This window comes from Faecalibacterium sp. PGM34 (assembly GCF_054456555.1).
Genome location: NZ_CM136898.1, coordinates 1,244,184 through 1,259,968, shown reverse-complemented (window position 1 = coordinate 1,259,968; position 15,785 = coordinate 1,244,184). Strand labels below are relative to the sequence as shown.

Genomic DNA, 15,785 nt, shown 5'->3' with positions numbered 1-15,785 from the left:
TCGCACTCCGCAGAGCAATGCGGCACGCATTCAAAATAACATAAAAGGAGCATACACCATGCTGGCGGGTATCTTTTCCCTCAACGTTTTGCAGACAGCGCTGGAGCTGGGCTGCATCTACGGACTGGTGGCGTTGGCACTGTTTCTGAGCTACTCCATCCTGAATATTGCCGACCTTTCCACCGACGGCTGCTTTACGCTGGGCTGCGCCGTGGCCTGTCAGGTGGCGCTGACCGGCCACCCCATCCTTGCGCTGGCGGCAGCCATGGCTGCGGGGGTATGTTCCGGCTTTGTCACCGCCTTTTTGCAGACAAGGCTCGGGGTGGAAAGCATCATGGCCGGTATCATCGTCAACACCGGCCTGTACACCATCAATCTGGCGGTGATGGGCTTCTCCTCCACCATGTCGCTGGTCAAGACCCCTACCATCTTCTCAATGGCAAAAACTTCGCTGGGCTTTCTGGGCAGCTGGTACAAGCTGGCGCTGGCGGCAGTTATCATTGCCATTGCCTGCGCGGCGATGCTGGGCTTTCTGGGCACACGGCTGGGGCTTTCCATCCGCGCCACCGGCGATAATGCCGCCATGGTGCGGGCTTCCAGCATCAACCCCGCCTTTACCATCACGGTGGGTCTGTGCGTGTCCGGTGCGCTGTGTGCGCTGTCCGGCGGGCTGCTGGCACAGTACCAGAAAAGCTGCGATATCAACGTGGGCACCGGCATGGTGACCATTGCGCTGGCTTCTCTCATCATCGGCGAGACGCTGGTGGGCAAGCGCACCATGCTGCGCCGCATCCTTGGCGTGGTGTTCGGCAGCTGCCTGTACCGCTTTATCGTGGCGGTGGCGCTGCGGTTCAACGTGCCCGCCGCCGCCATGAAGCTGGTTTCCGCCATCATTGTGGCAGTGGCCATCTCCATGCCCGCCATCCGGGAGCACTTCGCCTTTGAAAAGCGCCGGCACGCTGCCCGTGCCCGCCGCACCGTGACCAACAGGGAGGGACAGTAAAATGGAAATGCTGCAGCTGAACGACCTGCACAAGACCTTTAACCCCGGCACCGTCAACGAAAAGGTGGCGCTGAATGGGGTGAGCCTGCAGATGGAAGCCGGAGATTTTGCCACCATCGTGGGTTCCAACGGCGCGGGCAAATCCACCCTGTTCAACGCCATCACCGGCGGCTTTATCGCCGACGAGGGCAGCATTCTGCTGGGCGGGCAGGACATGACCTTTGCGCCGGAGCACCAGCGCAGCAAGGTCATCGGGCATCTGTTTCAAGACCCGCTCAAGGGCACTGCGCCCAACATGACCATTGAGGAAAATCTGGCGCTGGCTTACCTGCGGGCAGGCACTGCGCCCAATGCCATCTTCTCCCGCATCTCCCGCAAGGATAAGGCGCTCTTCCGCGAAAAGCTGGCCCTGCTGGATATGGGGCTGGAGGACCGCATGAAGCAGCCGGTAGGGCTGCTCTCCGGCGGGCAGCGGCAGGCGCTTACCCTGCTTATGGCTACCCTTGTCACCCCGAAGCTGCTGCTGCTGGACGAGCACACCGCCGCGCTGGACCCCGCCACCGCCGAAAAGGTACTGGCGCTGACCAAGAGCATCGTAGCCGAGAAAAAGATCACCTGCCTGATGGTGACCCACAATATGCATCAGGCGCTGGAGCTGGGCAACCGCACCCTGATGATGGACGCCGGGCGCATCGTGTTTGACGTAAAGGGCGCAGCGCGCAGCAAGATGACCGTGGACGACCTGCTGGAAAAGTTCCGCGAGAACGCGGGCAAGAATCTGGATAACGACCGCATCCTGCTGAGCAAGGTGGAGAAATAACAAAAGGCCTGCTGCATCCACCCTCTCAGTCAAAGCCTGACGGCTTTGACTGAGAGGGCGAACCCGCTAAAGAAAAAGCATCTGCAACAAAATTTCGCTGATTTTCTGAAATTCAGCAGCGAATGTTGCAGATGCTTTTTACGTTATTGATTTTTAGTTTTTTACCACAGGCGGATGACCTTGATAACGCCCTCGGCCTTATCGCGCGCCAGCTCCAGATGGTGCTGCAGCGCCATGGCCGCGCCGTCCCAGTCCCCTGCCAGAGCAGCGTCCAGAATTTGCAGATGCTCCTCGCAGGTCTGCTCCTGATTGATCATGCTCACCTTGCCGGTCATGATGCGGAAGCGGGTGTTCAGACCGGTAATGCGGTCGTAGGCAGCGCGCAGATACTTGTTGGGCAGGGTGCTCATCAGCAGCTCGTGGAAGTCGTCGTCCGACTTGCAGAAGTCCTCGATGCGCTCGCTGTGGTGCATCAGCTCGGTGTAGGCCTCCAGCTGCTCCCGGGGGATGGCATTGCCGTAAGTACGCAGGGCATAAGGCTCCACCAAAAGACGCATCTCAAACATACTGTGCACGTCCTCTTCGGTGATGCCGGAGACCATCAGACCCTTTTTGGGCAGAATGGTGATCAGCCCCTCCTGCTCCAGACGCCCCAGTGCGTCCCGCATGGGGGTGCGGCTGATGTTGCCCATCTCGGCGCAAAGCTTCTGCTCGTTCAGAAACTCGTTGGGGCGGTACTCGCAGTTCAAAATTTTGGTCTTGAGGTACTGGTACGCTTGCAGCTTCAGGCTGAGCTTTGCCTGTGCGTCCTGCTCTTTCATAAGCACACTCTCCTATTCTTCTTCTCCCAAAACGTCCGAACCGGCAGCGCAAACCCACCGCTGCCGGTTTCTTCTTCTTCATGTTCAGCCAGCTTGTATCCCGGCTGCAATCCAACCACTTTATCTAGTATATTATTTCACATTAGGGCATTTTTTACAAGACTTTTTGCTTAACTTTGGCGTGTTTTCCGTTTTACACAAAGATTACGCCCCATTTTTGCTACTTTTTACAATGTTTTTTGTGCTTGTCGCCAAACAGACAGACATTCCGCCTGCTTCTTTTGCATCCAAGAGCAAACTGTGCTACAATAGGGATAAAAAACAACACATCTACACCGGAAAGGACCGAATTTCTCATGGCACGAAGCGATGGCTACAATACCCGCACCCGGCAGCTCATCTTGGATTACCTCATCAACAACCGCCAGCACGCAGTAAGCGCCTCCAACATTCTGGAGCATCTGGAAGCGCAGGGCGCAAGCCCCAACCCCACCACCGTGTACCGCTATCTGGACAAGCTGGCGGGCGAGCAGCGCATTATGAAATATGTAGCCGACAAGGGCGAGCGGGCGGTGTTCCAGTATGTGGACGAGGGACGCCACTGCCGGGAGCATCTGCACCTCAAGTGCGTGCAGTGCGGCCGCATCTATCACCTGGACTGCCATTTTATGGATGAGGTGCGCGCCCACCTGATGGCAGAGCACGGCTTTACCCTGCAATGCGAGGGCAGTGTGCTGTACGGGCTGTGCCGTCATTGTGCGCAGAACGCGGCACCGTCCGCAGCAAGCGAACAGCCTGCAAAAAAATGCGCCTGCTGTGTTGACACGGACAAAAACCCGTGATACAATGCAAACAATAAAAGCGTTGACCGGGAAAAGTAAGGCCTCAGGTTTTTCTTACAGAGAGTGCGGGATGCTGGAAACCGCGCAGAAAACGAAGTCCGAAGAACACCCGTGAGCCGCTCCCTGAACCTGCGTGCGCAGCAGTAGGGGCAGACGTGCGCCGCTCGTTATCGCGGCAGTGCTTTCAACGGGGAGAGCGCACAAAAGTGACCGGCGTATTGCGTATGCCGGTAATTTAGGTGGCACCACGGATACGGCAGCATATTCGTCCTAGGACTATGGGATGAATGTGCTGCCGTATTTTTATTTTTATCGTTTTTACAAGAGGGGTAAGAAGTATGTGTTGTGTTATGGGTTATACGGGGCATGACCTGAGTGCCGAAAAATTCAAAGAGTATCTGCTGCGCACCGTGGACCGCGGGCCGGACGACCAGCGGGTGGTGGAGGGTCCCTACGGCCTGATGGGCTTTGGGCGGCTTGCCATCATGGGACTGACCCCGGAAGGAATGCAGCCCTTTTACCGGGGCGCCGACTGCGTGGTGTGCAACGGTGAGCTGTACGGCTTCCGGTTCGAGAAAGAGATCTTAAAGCGCCGTGGCTACAAGTTCTGCTCCGACTGCGACTGTGAGATCCTGCTGCCGCTGTACTACGAGTACGGGCTGGATATGTTCCGCCACATGGACGCCGAATTTGCGCTGATCCTGTACGATTCCCGCAAGGACAGGCTCATCGCCGCCCGCGACCCCATCGGCATCCGTCCGCTGTTCTACGGCTACTCCAAGTCCAGCCACAAGATCGCCTTCTCCTCCGAGATGCGCAACCTCATCGGCTGGTGCGATGACATCCGCCCCTTCCCCATCGGCAGCTACTACTGCGACGGTCGCTTTGTGCGCTACGAGGACATCGCCGATGTGCCCGCCCCCATGCAGGACGATATGCCCACCATCCTGCAGAACATCCGCGAGAAGCTCATTGCCGGGGTGGAAAAGCGGCTGGATGCCGATGCACCTGTGGGCTTCCTGCTTTCCGGTGGGCTGGACTCCTCGCTGGTGTGCTCCATTGCCGCCAAAAAGCTGGGCAAGCCCATCCGCACCTTTGCCATCGGTATGGACACCGATGCCATCGACCTGAAATACGCCCGGCAGACTGCGGACTATCTTGGCAGCGAGCACCACGAGATCATCATCAACCGCGAGATGGTGCTCAGCAGCTTAGAGGAGGTCATCCGGCTGCTGGGTACATGGGATATCACCACTATCCGCGCCAGCATGGGCATGTACCTGCTGTGCAAGGCCATTCACGAGCAGACCGATGTGCGTGTGCTGCTGACCGGCGAGATCTCGGACGAGCTGTTCGGCTACAAATACACCGACTACGCCCCCACCGCCGACGCCTTCCAGCAGGAGAGCCAGAAGCGCATCCGTGAGCTGTACATGTACGATGTGCTGCGGGCGAACCGCTGCATCTCCTCCAACAGTATCGAGGCGCGGGTGCCCTTTGGCGACTTGGATTTTGTGCGCTACGTCATGGCCATCGACCCGGAAAAGAAGCTGAACCGCTACGGCAAGGGCAAGTACCTGCTGCGCAAGGCCTTTGAGGGCGACTGGCTGCCGCCGGAGATCCTGTGGCGCGAAAAGGCCGCCTTCTCGGACGCCGTAGGCCACAGCATGGTGGACGACATCAAGGAGTACGCCGAGGGCCTGTACACCGACGAGGAGTTCCAGATGCGGCGGGCAAACTACTCGGCACACTGCATGCCCTTTACCAAGGAGAGCCTGTTCTACCGCGAAATTTTTGAGAAGTACTACCACGACCAGAGCCGCACCATCGTGGGCTTCTGGATGCCCAACAAGGCATGGCCGGGCTGCAACGTCAACGACCCGTCCGCCCGCGTGCTGGCAAACTATGGTGCCTCCGGCGTGTAACACCAGAGCATTTTGAATGCGCTCCGCTGCGCTTTGCGCATAAATAGCGGAAAACATATTTTATCAGAACAACGTCGGACAGCCTGCGGGCTGTCCGACGTTGCATTTTTACGGGAAGAATGTGCTTTCTGCCATTGGCAGCGGCTGCCTTATTTCTGCATAACAGCAAGCAAAAAAGCCCCCGCCGACAGAGGGAAAAAAGTGTCGGCGGGGACTCGGGGTAATGTCAAATCAGGGGTTCAGGGCTCAGTCTTCTGCGGCTTCGTCCAGATTGCCCAGCTTCTTGGCCTGCTCCACAACGGCAGGCACCAGCATCTCGGGCAGGGTCTCATAGCGGGCAAACTCAGTGGTGAACCAGCCGCGGCCCTGCGTGGTCTGGCGGATAAAGGTGGTAAAGTTTGCAAGCTCTGCCAGCGGCACCTCGGCGATGATGGTCTGCAAGCCGTCCTCGTCCGGCTCCATGCCCAGCACACGGCCGCGGCGCTTGGTCACATCGCCCATGATATCGCCGGTGTTGTCGTTCGGCACATGAGCTTTCAGGGTGTGGATGGGCTCCAGAATGACGGGGCCGGCCTCCGGCATAGCGGCCTTGTAGGCCAGCTTTGCGGCCATGATAAAGGCCATTTCAGAGCTGTCCACCGGGTGGTAGCTGCCGTCCAGCAGAGTAGCCTTCAGGCCGACCACGGGGTAACCGGCCAGCACGCCCTTTTCGGCAGCCAGACGCACGCCCTTTTCCACGGCGGGGAAGAAGTTCTTGGGCACGCTGCCGCCGAACACCTTCTCCTCGAACACCACCTGCTCGCTGTCGCAGGGCTCGAAGTTGATGATAACGTCGCCGAACTGACCGTGGCCGCCGGTCTGCTTCTTATGGCGTCCCTGCTTCTGGCAGGCCTTGCGGATGGACTCGCGGTAGGCGATGCGGGGAGCTTCCAGACCGATCTCCACGCCGAACTTGTTCTTCAGCTTGGCCTTGACCACATCCAGATGCTGCTCGCCCAAGCCGCCGATGACCTGCTGATGGGTCTCGGCGTTGTTGATGTAGCACAGGGTGGGATCTTCTTCCATCAGGCGTGCCAGTGCGCTGGAGATCTTGCCCTCGTCGCCCTTCTTGGCCACGGTAACTGCCATGAACAGGCTGGGCTTGGGGAACACAGGCGCAGGCAGCTTGACCACGCGGTCTGCATCGCACAGAGTATCGCCGGTTTTTGCGCTCACCAGCTTTGCCACTGCACCGATATCACCGGCACCGATGCCATTGTTTTCAATCTGCTTCTTGCCGAGGACGGTCAGAGGCTTGGTGATCTTTTCCACCTCGCCGGTGCGGGCGTTGGTCAGCGGTTCGCCTGCGGTCACCTTGCCGCTGACGACACGCAGATAGCTCAGCTTGCCCACGAACGGGTCGGCCACGGTCTTAAAGACGTAAGCGGCAGTGGGCTCGTCCTCGGTGCAGTGCAGCTCCACCGGCTCACCGTTGGCATCCTCGGCCAGCGTGCTGGCTTCGTGCTCCGGGCTGGGCAGCAGCTTGTGCATATTGAACAGCAGCATATCCAGCGCCTGCATGTTCACGGCGCTGCCGCAGAACACGGGGGTGATCAGGCCGTCCTTAACGCCCTTGCGCATACCCTCCACGATCTCCTCGGTGGTAAAGGGCTCGCCGCCAAAGAACTTTTCCATCAGTTCATCGTCAGTTTCTGCAATGGCTTCGCTCATGGCCTCGATCAGGCCCTGGAAGCGGTGGCCGATGTCCGGCAGCTCCACCTGGATCTGCTTGCCGCTCTCGTACTTGAAGGCCTTCTGGCTGAACAGGTTGATGTACACAGGGGTGCCGTCATCCAGCTTTGCAGGCACGACACAGGGGCAGACGGTGGAGCCGAAGCGGATCTTCATATCCTCAAGGATCTTGAAGTAGTTGGCGTTTTCCAGATCGCACTTGGAGACGAACACCATGGTGGCCTTGCCGTTCTTGCGGGCCAGCTGGAACGCCTTTTCTGCGCCCACGGTAACACCGCTGCGGCCGGACACACACACCAGCACGCTCTCGGCGGCGCGGATGCCCTCGTACTCGCCTGCTTCAAAGTCGAACAGACCCGGTGCATCGATCAGGTTGTACTTGATGCCCTCGTACTCCACCGGCACAACGGAAGCCGACAGGCTGGCCTTGCGCTTTGCTTCCTCGGGATCAAAGTCCGAAATCGTGGTGCCGTCCTCAACCCGGCCCATACGCTCGGCAGCGCCCGAAAAATAGACCAGTGCTTCGGTCAGCGTGGTCTTGCCGCTGCCGGCATGGCCGGCAATCAGAATATTGCGGATGTTGTTGCTTGCGTATTCCATATCGGTTTTTCCCTCATTTCCGCCGCACGGAGCGTTCTCTCCGTTTTTGTGGCATATTTTACAAAGATAATACCACACTTGAAACGATTTTTAAATATATCGTTTCAAAATTTGGCAAAAACGCCTGCCAAACTTCCGGGCACTGTTTTGTGCAAGTTGACATTGGGGGAGATCTCCCCGCAGAAAAAGCAAGCCCCCGGTGCCGCACACAGGTGCGATGCCGGGGGTGTTTTCGTTGCAAAGCGTATGATTTTATGGTATGCTGTAGATGCCGCTTCGGCGGCGATCAGGTGCTGTCTGCATTGCAGGTGGTCTAACTCCTTCCGGCTGCGCGCCAGAGGGGACGAAAAACTTTTTGCTTCCCCTGATGCGAAAGCGGAAAGGGGGGATGCCTCATGACGTTTGAACAGGTCGTGCTGCTGCTCACGCTTCTTGGCGGAGCAGTGTACATTACCTTCGAGATCACATGGACGATTTCCAACGGCAAAAAGAAATGACCGCTCATGCCCTCAGAAAGCAAGCGGTCATTCTTTACGACTGATTCGCCGGATGAGGAGCTGACCATTGCAGTCAGCACCTTTTCTATTCGTAGTATAGTGTATTTTACCGGGTTTGTCAAGCGGCGGCCGCCGGGGGTGTTTTCGTTGCAAAGCGTATGATTTTATGGTATGCTGTAGATGCCGCTTCGGCGGCAAGGGCGTTGACCCAAAACGCAAGGCGGCTCTGTGTCCTCACTGGTTCTGCATGTTCACCCCAGAGTGAAGCAGGTGTCAGGAGGGCAGCTTTTTGAAGTGATCTTTCCTGATGCTTTCGGCGGAAGGAGGGATGTTGGATGTCGATCTCCGAGATTCTGATGCTTCTGACGCTTATCGTCACCATCGTACATGTGACCTTTGAAATCACATGGAAACTCGAGCAGAGAGAAAAACACCATGACAACGACAAAAAGAAAAAGTGACCGCCAGCGCTTCCCCAAGCCACGGTCACTTGATCTTTTGGTCATTTGATCCATGAGGAGCGGAGCCGTTTTGCCGGGCAGCGCTCTTTCTATTCGTAGTATAGTCTATTTTTCCGGGTTTGTCAAGCCGCAGACCCGTTGGAAAGGGCAGGAGGTTTTACGCGATGAAACGCGAGGATTATATCAACTGGGACGAATATTTTATGGGCATTGCGCTGCTTACCGCCATGCGCTCCAAGGACCCCAACAGTCAGGTGGGCGCGTGCATCGTAAGCCCGGAAAACAAGATCCTTTCCTTGGGCTATAACGGTATGCCCATGGGCTGCAGCGATGACGAGATGCCTTGGGAGCGGGAGGGTGCGCCCTTGCAGACCAAATATATGTATGTCTGCCATGCCGAGCTGAACGCCATTCTTAACAGCGCCCACAACAACCTGAAGGGTGCCCGGGTGTATGTGACCCTGTTCCCCTGCAACGAGTGTACCAAGGCCATCATCCAGTCCGGCATTGCCGAGGTGGTGTACTACGGCGACAAATACCACGACAGTGATTCCAGCATTGCAGCGCGGTTCATGTTCGAGCACGCCGGTGTCCGGCTGACCCCCTATAAGCCCACCGGGCGCCGGGCAGAGCTGGAGCTGTAAGCATAACCTTTTTATTGCAATTCGCAATAATTTATGTTATTCTACCCATAAGACGCTGATTGCATCATTGGTGGTCATGCTTTCTGTCCCGTATCGCTGATTCTTCCTGTACATGGAACGAAGCAGAGGTTCAGGGAGGGAAACTTTTTTGAAGAAAACCTCCCTGCGCTTTGAAGGCGAAGGGAGGGATATCGTTTGAATCTGACAGAAGTTTTGAATCTTCTCATGGTCATTCTCACACTGTTGGGACTGATTTTGGAAGTAGTCCGTCTGACCGTCGAGGTCATGGATAAGAACTCGCAGAAGAAAAATGACGACAACAAAAAAGATTGACCGCCTCAAGCCTTCCAAACCGAGCGGTCAATCTTTTGACTAATACGGGACAGAAAGCTGACCTATGCAGTCAGCGTCCTTCTATTTATAGTATAACCTTCTGTGTGTTCTTTGTCAAGACAAGCACGAATGTTCCCTCTTGACCTTCCCGATGCAACGTATTATAATAGAATCACAGCTTGAATAAATATTCAGTAGTTCTTGCATAGAGAGGGAAATATACAATGGAACTGAAAAATCGGAGCTTTTTGAAGCTATTGGACTACACCCCTGCTGAGATCGGGCAGCTGCTGGAGCTGGCCGCTGACCTGAAAGCCAAAAAGAAGGCCGGTATCCGTCACGACCAGCTGCGGGGCAAGAACATTGCCCTGATCTTTGAAAAGACCTCCACCCGCACCCGGTGCAGCTTTGAGGTGGCCGCCCATGATCTGGGCATGGAAGTGACCTATCTGGATCCCTCCGGCAGCCAGATCGGCAAAAAGGAATCCATCGCCGATACCGCCCGGGTGCTGGGACGGATGTTTGACGGCATCGAGTATCGGGGCTACGGCCAGCAGATCGTGGAAGAGCTGGCGCACTACGCCGGTGTGCCTGTGTGGAACGGCCTGACCAACGAATTCCACCCCACCCAGATCTTGGCCGATTTCCTTACCATTCAGGAACATTTCGGCCACTTGAAGGGCATTCACTTCGTTTACTTTGGCGACGCCCGCTACAATATGGGCAACAGCCTGATGGTGGGCTGCGCCAAGATGGGTCTGCACTTCACCGCCTGCGCCCCCAAAAAGTACCAGCCGGATCCCGCGCTGGTGGAACAGTGTCAGGCCATTGCCGCCCAGACCGGGGCTACCCTCTCCTTTGAAGAGGACCCCGTCAAGGCCGCAAAGGGCGCAGATGTGCTGTATACCGATGTGTGGGTGTCCATGGGTGAACCGGTAGAGGTTTGGGCTGAGCGCATCCACGATCTGGCCCCCTACCAGATCAATCAGGATCTGATGAATATTGCAGGCCCGGATGCAGTGTTTATGCATTGCCTGCCCGCCTACCACGACCACAAGACCACCGTGGGCAAGGAGATGGGCGAGCGCTTTGGCCGCGATGCCATGGAGGTGACCGACGAGGTGTTCGAAGGCCCCCAGAGCATCGTGTTTGACGAGGCCGAGAACCGGATGCACACCATCAAGGCGGTCATGGCGGCCACCTTGGGATATCAGGAATAAAGAGATAAGCCCGGAAGTTTCGCAGACCTTCCGGGCTTATTCTATCTAATAATTTTCCGCTCAGCGATCATTCAGAAACTGCATTCTGCAGTTTCAGCACGCCTGCCTGGGTCAGGCGCTTACGCAGCAGCGCACCCACGATGCAGGACACCACGATCTTGCCCAAGTCCAGCGCAATAAAGGGGTAGACGCAGACGGTCAGCGCGTAGCCCAGCTCGCACTGCATCTGGAACACGAACCATGCCGTGCCCAGCACATAGCAGGCGGCATCGCCCAGCACCAGACCCACAGCGGAGACCACCGGGTTGCCCTTGCTCTTTTCAATGAACATACCGCCGATGAAGGCCAGCAGCAGATAGCCCACCAGATAACCGCCGGTAGGGCCTGCCAGTTTGGTAAGACCGGCACCGTAGCCAGAAAACACCGGAATGCCGATGGCGCCCAGCGCCAGATAGATGACCACGCTCAGGGTGCCGAACTTCGGCCCCAGCAGCCATGCGGTCAGGCAGATGACAAAGTTTGCCAGCGAGATGGGCACGGCTCCGATGGGCACGGTCAGCGGGCCAAGCACGCACAGCACGGCAGCCATCACGGCGGTGACGGCCATCTGGTAGGTGGTCAGTTTTTTGTCTTTCATAGTCAGTTTTCCCCTCTGTTTTTTCGTTTTGCAAGGCATCTGTGCCCGAGTATACCGCACCGGTGCGCCGCAGGTCAACGGAAAAGTTTGTAAGGGGTTTACAATCAACAGATATATTGTAATCCGTCGAAAAATATGATATTCTAAGAATACGGCGCTGATTGCATAATCGGTGGTCATGCTTTCCCATCCCGCAGCACTGCTTCTTCCTGTACATGGAACGAACCAGCGGCTTGTGGGAGGAGAACTTTTTTGAGCCAGGCCTCCCAAACCCTGAAGGCGAAGGGAGGGATATCTGATAGATCTGTCGGAGATGCTGAACCTGCTGATGGTCATTCTTACGCTGTTGGGATTGATCATCGAGGTGATCCGCCTGGCCCTTGAGGTCATGGATAAAGCTTCACAGAAGAAAAACGATGACAACAAAAAAGATTGACCGCCCAAGTCTACCAAACTAGCGGTCAATCTTTTTGACTAATGCGGGATGGAAAGCTGACCTTTGCAGTCAGCGCCCCTTCTGTTTATAGTATAATCGCACCATCGTGTTTTGTCAAGGAGGTCCCCATGGGTGGAGGTCATGTATCGCGGCCGGATTTCGGGATGCCGCAGCCGGATGCGGCGTACCCGCTGACCGAGTTCTATCTGCTGGCGCAGCAGGCGCTGGAAAAAAGCGGCAGCTTTATGCTGCCCGCCCTCTACGCAGCGCTGCACGCCCCCGCCCGGCGTATCTACCGGGAGGAAGCCGCCGGGTATTTACAGCTTGTGGCAGCTCCGGCAGAGGGTCTGACCCGGCTGCTCTCCCCTGCCCGGATGCAGCTTTTATACAGCAGCTTACAGGTGCAGCCGGACGGCACCCCCGCCGCCCTTTTGCTGACCGAGGAGTGCACCCGCCTGACCGTGGCAGTGCAGCTGCTGCCGCCCTTTGTGTGGGAGGACCCGCTGCCGCCGCTGCCGGATGTTCCGGCGGCGCTCACCCTGCAGCTGACCATGCAGGACGTGATGGCCATCGACACCGCCCCTGCCGCACTGGCGCAAAAACTGGTGCACAGCACCGATGGCAAATGCTGGCTGCACCACCCCAAGGCCGAGACCTTTCTCTCCGAGCGGCTGGCGCTGCTGCAAAGGGTCTATAAATAAGGAGGCCCCCTTTTCCTTTTTGCGTTTCCGTGGTATACTGACCGGTAAACCGGCAGGATATCCAACCTCTGTCGGAGAACGTGGACGTGCCATGCGGCCCGGTGCGTCCGGCACACAAAAAATGGAAGAAACCGGGTTTTGTTCTGCAATAATCGGGGATGCTGAGCCGTATATTGAGTGAACGTCCCCGTGAGAACCACAAACATTCCATCGAGAAGCCCGCTTCCGGGCATCCAAGGAGAGTTTATAACAATGGGACAGCTGACCAGAAACGAAGTATTTACCTTGGCGGTGCAGCGTTACAGCGACGCCGTCTACCGCACTGCGGTGCATAATTGCCGCTGCACAGCCGATGCTGAAGATGTGGTGCAGGATGTGTTTGAAAAGCTGCTGCACTACAACGGCATCTTTGAGAGTGAGGAGCATCTCAAAGCATGGCTGCTGCGGGTGGCCATCAACCGCTGCCGGGACCTGACCCGCGCCGCCCACCAGAAGGACACCGAGCTGGACGAGAACCTGCCCGCCCCCGATGTCCTTGCGGAAGACGGCAGCGTGCTGGATGCCATCCGCACGCTGCCGGAAAACTACCGCAATGCCATCTATCTGCATTACTACGAAGGATACACTGCGGCAGAGATCGGGCGGATGATGGCGGTGCCCACAAACACGGTACTAAGCTGGCTGCGGCGCGCACGGGCACAGTTACATACGATGCTGAAGGAGGAGATCGAAGATGAGGTGGTATGAATATAAAATGGAGGTCGATGACCTGACTGCCCCGGACGATCTGAAGGCAAAACTGCTGGCCATGACCGACACCCTGACTGCGGAGGAAAAGGCTGAACCCATGATGGCCGCCCCTGCCCCGCAGACCGCTGCACCCGCAGCACCCCTGAATATCGAACCCAAGAAGAAAAAGCCCATTCACTTCCCGGTAAAGCAGCTGGGCACGCTGGCCGCCTGTCTGGCCGTGTGCGTGCTGGGTTACAGCACCCTGCATCTGGGCATCGGGATGGGCAGCGCCAAAAGCAGCGCACCCGCCCTGTACGCAGCCGAAGGCGCTGCCAACAGCTCCGCTGCCTCTGTGGCAGCGGGCGGTTTTGATCTCCAGCACGCCGCGCTGGACAGCGCCCCCGAGGCGGTGAATTATAGTCTGGAGGCAGACGACCGCTCTCTGGAAACGGAGTACAGCGGCACCGGCAGCACCGAGGCTGCTGCCCCTGCGGTGGACAGCGCCAAGATCATCTACACTGCCAACCTGACGCTGGAAAGCAAGGACTACGAAGCCGCCCGCAGTGCGTTGGACAGTGCCCTTGCCGAAGCGGGCGGCTATCTGGAATCCAGCAGCGAGTATTCCAGCAGCGGTTCCAGCCGCTCGGTCAACCTGACCTACCGGGTGCCGCAGGCCAACTACCAGAGCTTTCTGGACGCCGTGGCCGCTGCCGGCAATGTGACCTACCGCAGCCAGCAGGCCGATGATGTGACCACCCAGTATATGGACGTGTCCGCACGGCTTTCTAATTTGCAGGCACAGCGCACCCGCTTACAGCAGCTTCAGGCACAGGCCGAAACTCTTTCCGACCTGTTGCAGATCGAGGATTCCCTCACCGAGGTGCAGTCCCAGATCGAGAGCTGGCAGAGCCAGCTGGACTGGTACAGCAACCAGGTGCAGCAGTGCACCGTGTATATCGACCTGAACGAGGTGCAGACCTACACCCCTGCGGACGAAGGTTTCTTCTCCCGCATCGGCACCGCCTTTACCTCCGGCTGGGGCAACTTTGTGAACGGCTTGCAGCAGCTGGTGGTGGGGCTGGCCTCCGTCTGGCCGCTGGCCGTGCTGGCGTGCGCTGCGGTCGCCCTTGCGCTTGCATGGCGCAAAAAGCACCCGAAGAAGTGACCTCATAAATTTTCCACATAAAGGCTTCCCCCGGCTGGGGGAAGCCTTTTGTTCCACCCCGCTGAAAACGACCACCCCTGTCCCACCGGGCTGCTGCACCGGGAGACAGGGGTGTTTTTTGTATATTTTGCAGTGATTATTACACGCCGGAATAGGCCGAGAAGCCGCCGTCCACCGGCAGGCAGATGCCGGTGATGAAGCCCGCTGCGTCATTGTTCAGCAGGAACAGCAGTGCGCCCACAAGGTCCTTTTCGCTGTCGCCGAAGTGTCCCATGGGGGTGGCGGCAAGGATCTTTTTGGTGCGGTCGGTGGGGGTGCCGTCCTCGTTGAAGAGCAACTTTGCGTTCTGCTCGCTGGCAAAGAAGCCCGGCGCGATGGCATTGACCCGGATGCCCACCTTGCTGAAGTGCACCGCCAGCCACTGGGTAAAGTTGGTCACAGCAGCCTTGGAGCCGGAGTAGGCAGGGATCTTGGTCAGGGGCAGGTAGGCGTTCATGCTGGAAATATTCAGGATGTTGCAGCCCTCGCGGCCTACCATCTGGCGGGCGAAGGCCTGCGTGGGCAGAAGCGTGCCGATGAAGTTCAGGTTGAACACCATCTCCACGCCGCTCTCGTCCAGATCAAAGAAGGTGACAGTGTCGCTTTCCAGATCGGCCATCTCAAAATATTCCTTGTCCGTGTTGGCACGGGCGTTGTTGCCGCCTGCACCGTTTACAAGGATATCGCAGGGGCCAAGGTCTGCCAGCACGTCCTCGGCTACCTGCAGGCAGTTGGCTTTGTTCATCACGTTGCAGGTGTAGCCTTTGGCGATGCCGCCCTCGGCTTCGATCTCGTCCGCAAGCTCCTTGAGCTTATCCATGTTGCGGCCCAGCAGCGCCACCTTTGCACCGGCGCGTGCCAGCGCCTTGGCAAAAATGGAGCACAGCGTTCCGCTTGCGCCGGTGACGACCGCCACCTTGCCGGTGAGATCGGTGTTCAGTACATTCTTTTCCATAACATCCTCCTGTTACAGTTACATTCATTGGCTAGAGTATAACAGAAAAAGACGGTCTTTGCCAGAATATTCTTATTATAAAATGGGAATGTTTTACGCTTTTTCGTGGGCAATAAGCACGATATCTTCTGGATACCGTGCAGACGGAATCGTGCAAAATCGCAAAAATGACCGTTTTTACCTTGAAAATCTTCTAACTCTTCCAAAGCAAAACCAGTATGAT

At 57.3% G+C, this 15,785-nt stretch carries 16 protein-coding genes and 1 other annotated feature; of the genes, 12 read left to right on the top strand and 4 right to left on the bottom strand.

Annotation, left to right across the window (positions count from 1 at the left end; all coding sequences use genetic code 11):
• The first annotated feature begins 58 nt into the window (after positions 1-58).
• Both ACXPUX_RS05935 and ACXPUX_RS05930 read left to right on the top strand, forming a co-directional pair.
• Positions 59-1,003, top strand: a complete 945-nt coding sequence (locus ACXPUX_RS05935) for an ABC transporter permease (protein WP_458830756.1) — start codon at positions 59-61, stop codon at positions 1,001-1,003.
• Positions 1,004-1,010: 7 nt separating this feature from the next.
• Positions 1,011-1,823, top strand: a complete 813-nt coding sequence (locus ACXPUX_RS05930; protein WP_458831175.1) for an ABC transporter ATP-binding protein — start codon at positions 1,011-1,013, stop codon at positions 1,821-1,823.
• A 161-nt stretch (positions 1,824-1,984) separates the two neighbouring features.
• Here the strand turns inward: ACXPUX_RS05930 and ACXPUX_RS05925 are convergent, their stop codons facing one another.
• Entirely contained in the window at positions 1,985-2,644 is a 660-nt protein-coding gene (locus ACXPUX_RS05925) for a GntR family transcriptional regulator (RefSeq protein ID WP_458830754.1), read from the bottom strand.
• 356 nt (positions 2,645-3,000) lie between these two features.
• On the opposite strand from ACXPUX_RS05925, the gene ACXPUX_RS05920 reads away from it, so the two are divergent.
• The gene (locus ACXPUX_RS05920; RefSeq protein ID WP_458830752.1) at positions 3,001-3,486 is read left to right on the top strand and encodes a Fur family transcriptional regulator; all 486 of its coding nucleotides are present in this window, start codon (positions 3,001-3,003) and stop codon (positions 3,484-3,486) included.
• A 13-nt stretch (positions 3,487-3,499) separates the two neighbouring features.
• Positions 3,500-3,762 (top strand) — a binding site (T-box leader).
• 62 nt (positions 3,763-3,824) lie between these two features.
• Positions 3,825-5,411, top strand: coding sequence for an asparagine synthase B (asnB, locus tag ACXPUX_RS05915; protein WP_458830750.1), 1,587 nt, complete (start codon positions 3,825-3,827; stop codon positions 5,409-5,411).
• A gap of 246 nt (positions 5,412-5,657) precedes the next feature.
• Here asnB and ACXPUX_RS05910 read toward each other — a convergent pair whose 3' ends face one another.
• On the bottom strand, positions 5,658-7,742 hold the full coding sequence (locus ACXPUX_RS05910) for an elongation factor G (RefSeq protein ID WP_458830748.1): 2,085 nt from the start codon (positions 7,740-7,742) through the stop codon (positions 5,658-5,660).
• An 832-nt stretch (positions 7,743-8,574) separates the two neighbouring features.
• Between ACXPUX_RS05910 and ACXPUX_RS05905 the strand changes: the two genes are divergently transcribed.
• The 4 genes from ACXPUX_RS05905 to argF all read left to right on the top strand — a co-directional run bounded on the left by ACXPUX_RS05905 (position 8,575) and on the right by argF (position 10,897).
• The gene (locus ACXPUX_RS05905; RefSeq protein ID WP_256469117.1) at positions 8,575-8,700 is read left to right on the top strand and encodes a hypothetical protein; all 126 of its coding nucleotides are present in this window, start codon (positions 8,575-8,577) and stop codon (positions 8,698-8,700) included.
• Between the two features lie 164 nt (positions 8,701-8,864).
• Positions 8,865-9,344, top strand: coding sequence for a deoxycytidylate deaminase (locus tag ACXPUX_RS05900; protein ID WP_112091154.1), 480 nt, complete (start codon positions 8,865-8,867; stop codon positions 9,342-9,344).
• 195 nt (positions 9,345-9,539) lie between these two features.
• Complete coding sequence (locus tag ACXPUX_RS05895; RefSeq protein WP_179859753.1) at positions 9,540-9,677, top strand: hypothetical protein; 138 nt, start codon at positions 9,540-9,542, stop codon at positions 9,675-9,677.
• 224 nt (positions 9,678-9,901) lie between these two features.
• On the top strand, positions 9,902-10,897 hold the full coding sequence (gene argF, locus ACXPUX_RS05890) for an ornithine carbamoyltransferase (protein WP_117929603.1): 996 nt from the start codon (positions 9,902-9,904) through the stop codon (positions 10,895-10,897).
• Between the two features lie 67 nt (positions 10,898-10,964).
• Here the strand turns inward: argF and ACXPUX_RS05885 are convergent, their stop codons facing one another.
• Positions 10,965-11,534, bottom strand: coding sequence for a biotin transporter BioY (locus ACXPUX_RS05885; protein WP_458830745.1), 570 nt, complete (start codon positions 11,532-11,534; stop codon positions 10,965-10,967).
• 313 nt (positions 11,535-11,847) lie between these two features.
• Here ACXPUX_RS05885 and ACXPUX_RS05880 point away from each other — a divergent pair, with 313 nt between their 5' ends.
• From ACXPUX_RS05880 to ACXPUX_RS05865, 4 genes are all read left to right on the top strand, one after another.
• A complete protein-coding gene (locus ACXPUX_RS05880) occupies positions 11,848-11,970 on the top strand; it encodes a hypothetical protein (RefSeq protein ID WP_458830743.1) in 123 nt (40 codons plus the stop codon).
• Positions 11,971-12,098: 128 nt separating this feature from the next.
• Complete coding sequence (locus tag ACXPUX_RS05875) at positions 12,099-12,671, top strand: hypothetical protein (protein WP_458830741.1); 573 nt, start codon at positions 12,099-12,101, stop codon at positions 12,669-12,671.
• A gap of 252 nt (positions 12,672-12,923) precedes the next feature.
• Positions 12,924-13,418: an RNA polymerase sigma factor gene (locus ACXPUX_RS05870; RefSeq protein WP_458830739.1), complete on the top strand. Its 495-nt coding sequence runs from the start codon at positions 12,924-12,926 to the stop codon at positions 13,416-13,418.
• Positions 13,405-14,568 (top strand): DUF4349 domain-containing protein, encoded by a 1,164-nt coding sequence (locus ACXPUX_RS05865; RefSeq protein WP_458830737.1) that lies wholly within the window; start codon positions 13,405-13,407, stop codon positions 14,566-14,568. The genes ACXPUX_RS05870 and ACXPUX_RS05865 overlap by 14 nt, the downstream gene beginning before the upstream one ends.
• Positions 14,569-14,707: 139 nt before the next feature.
• Here ACXPUX_RS05865 and ACXPUX_RS05860 read toward each other — a convergent pair whose 3' ends face one another.
• Positions 14,708-15,562, bottom strand: a complete 855-nt coding sequence (locus ACXPUX_RS05860; protein WP_249240595.1) for an SDR family oxidoreductase — start codon at positions 15,560-15,562, stop codon at positions 14,708-14,710.
• Between the last annotated feature and the right edge of the window lie 223 nt (positions 15,563-15,785).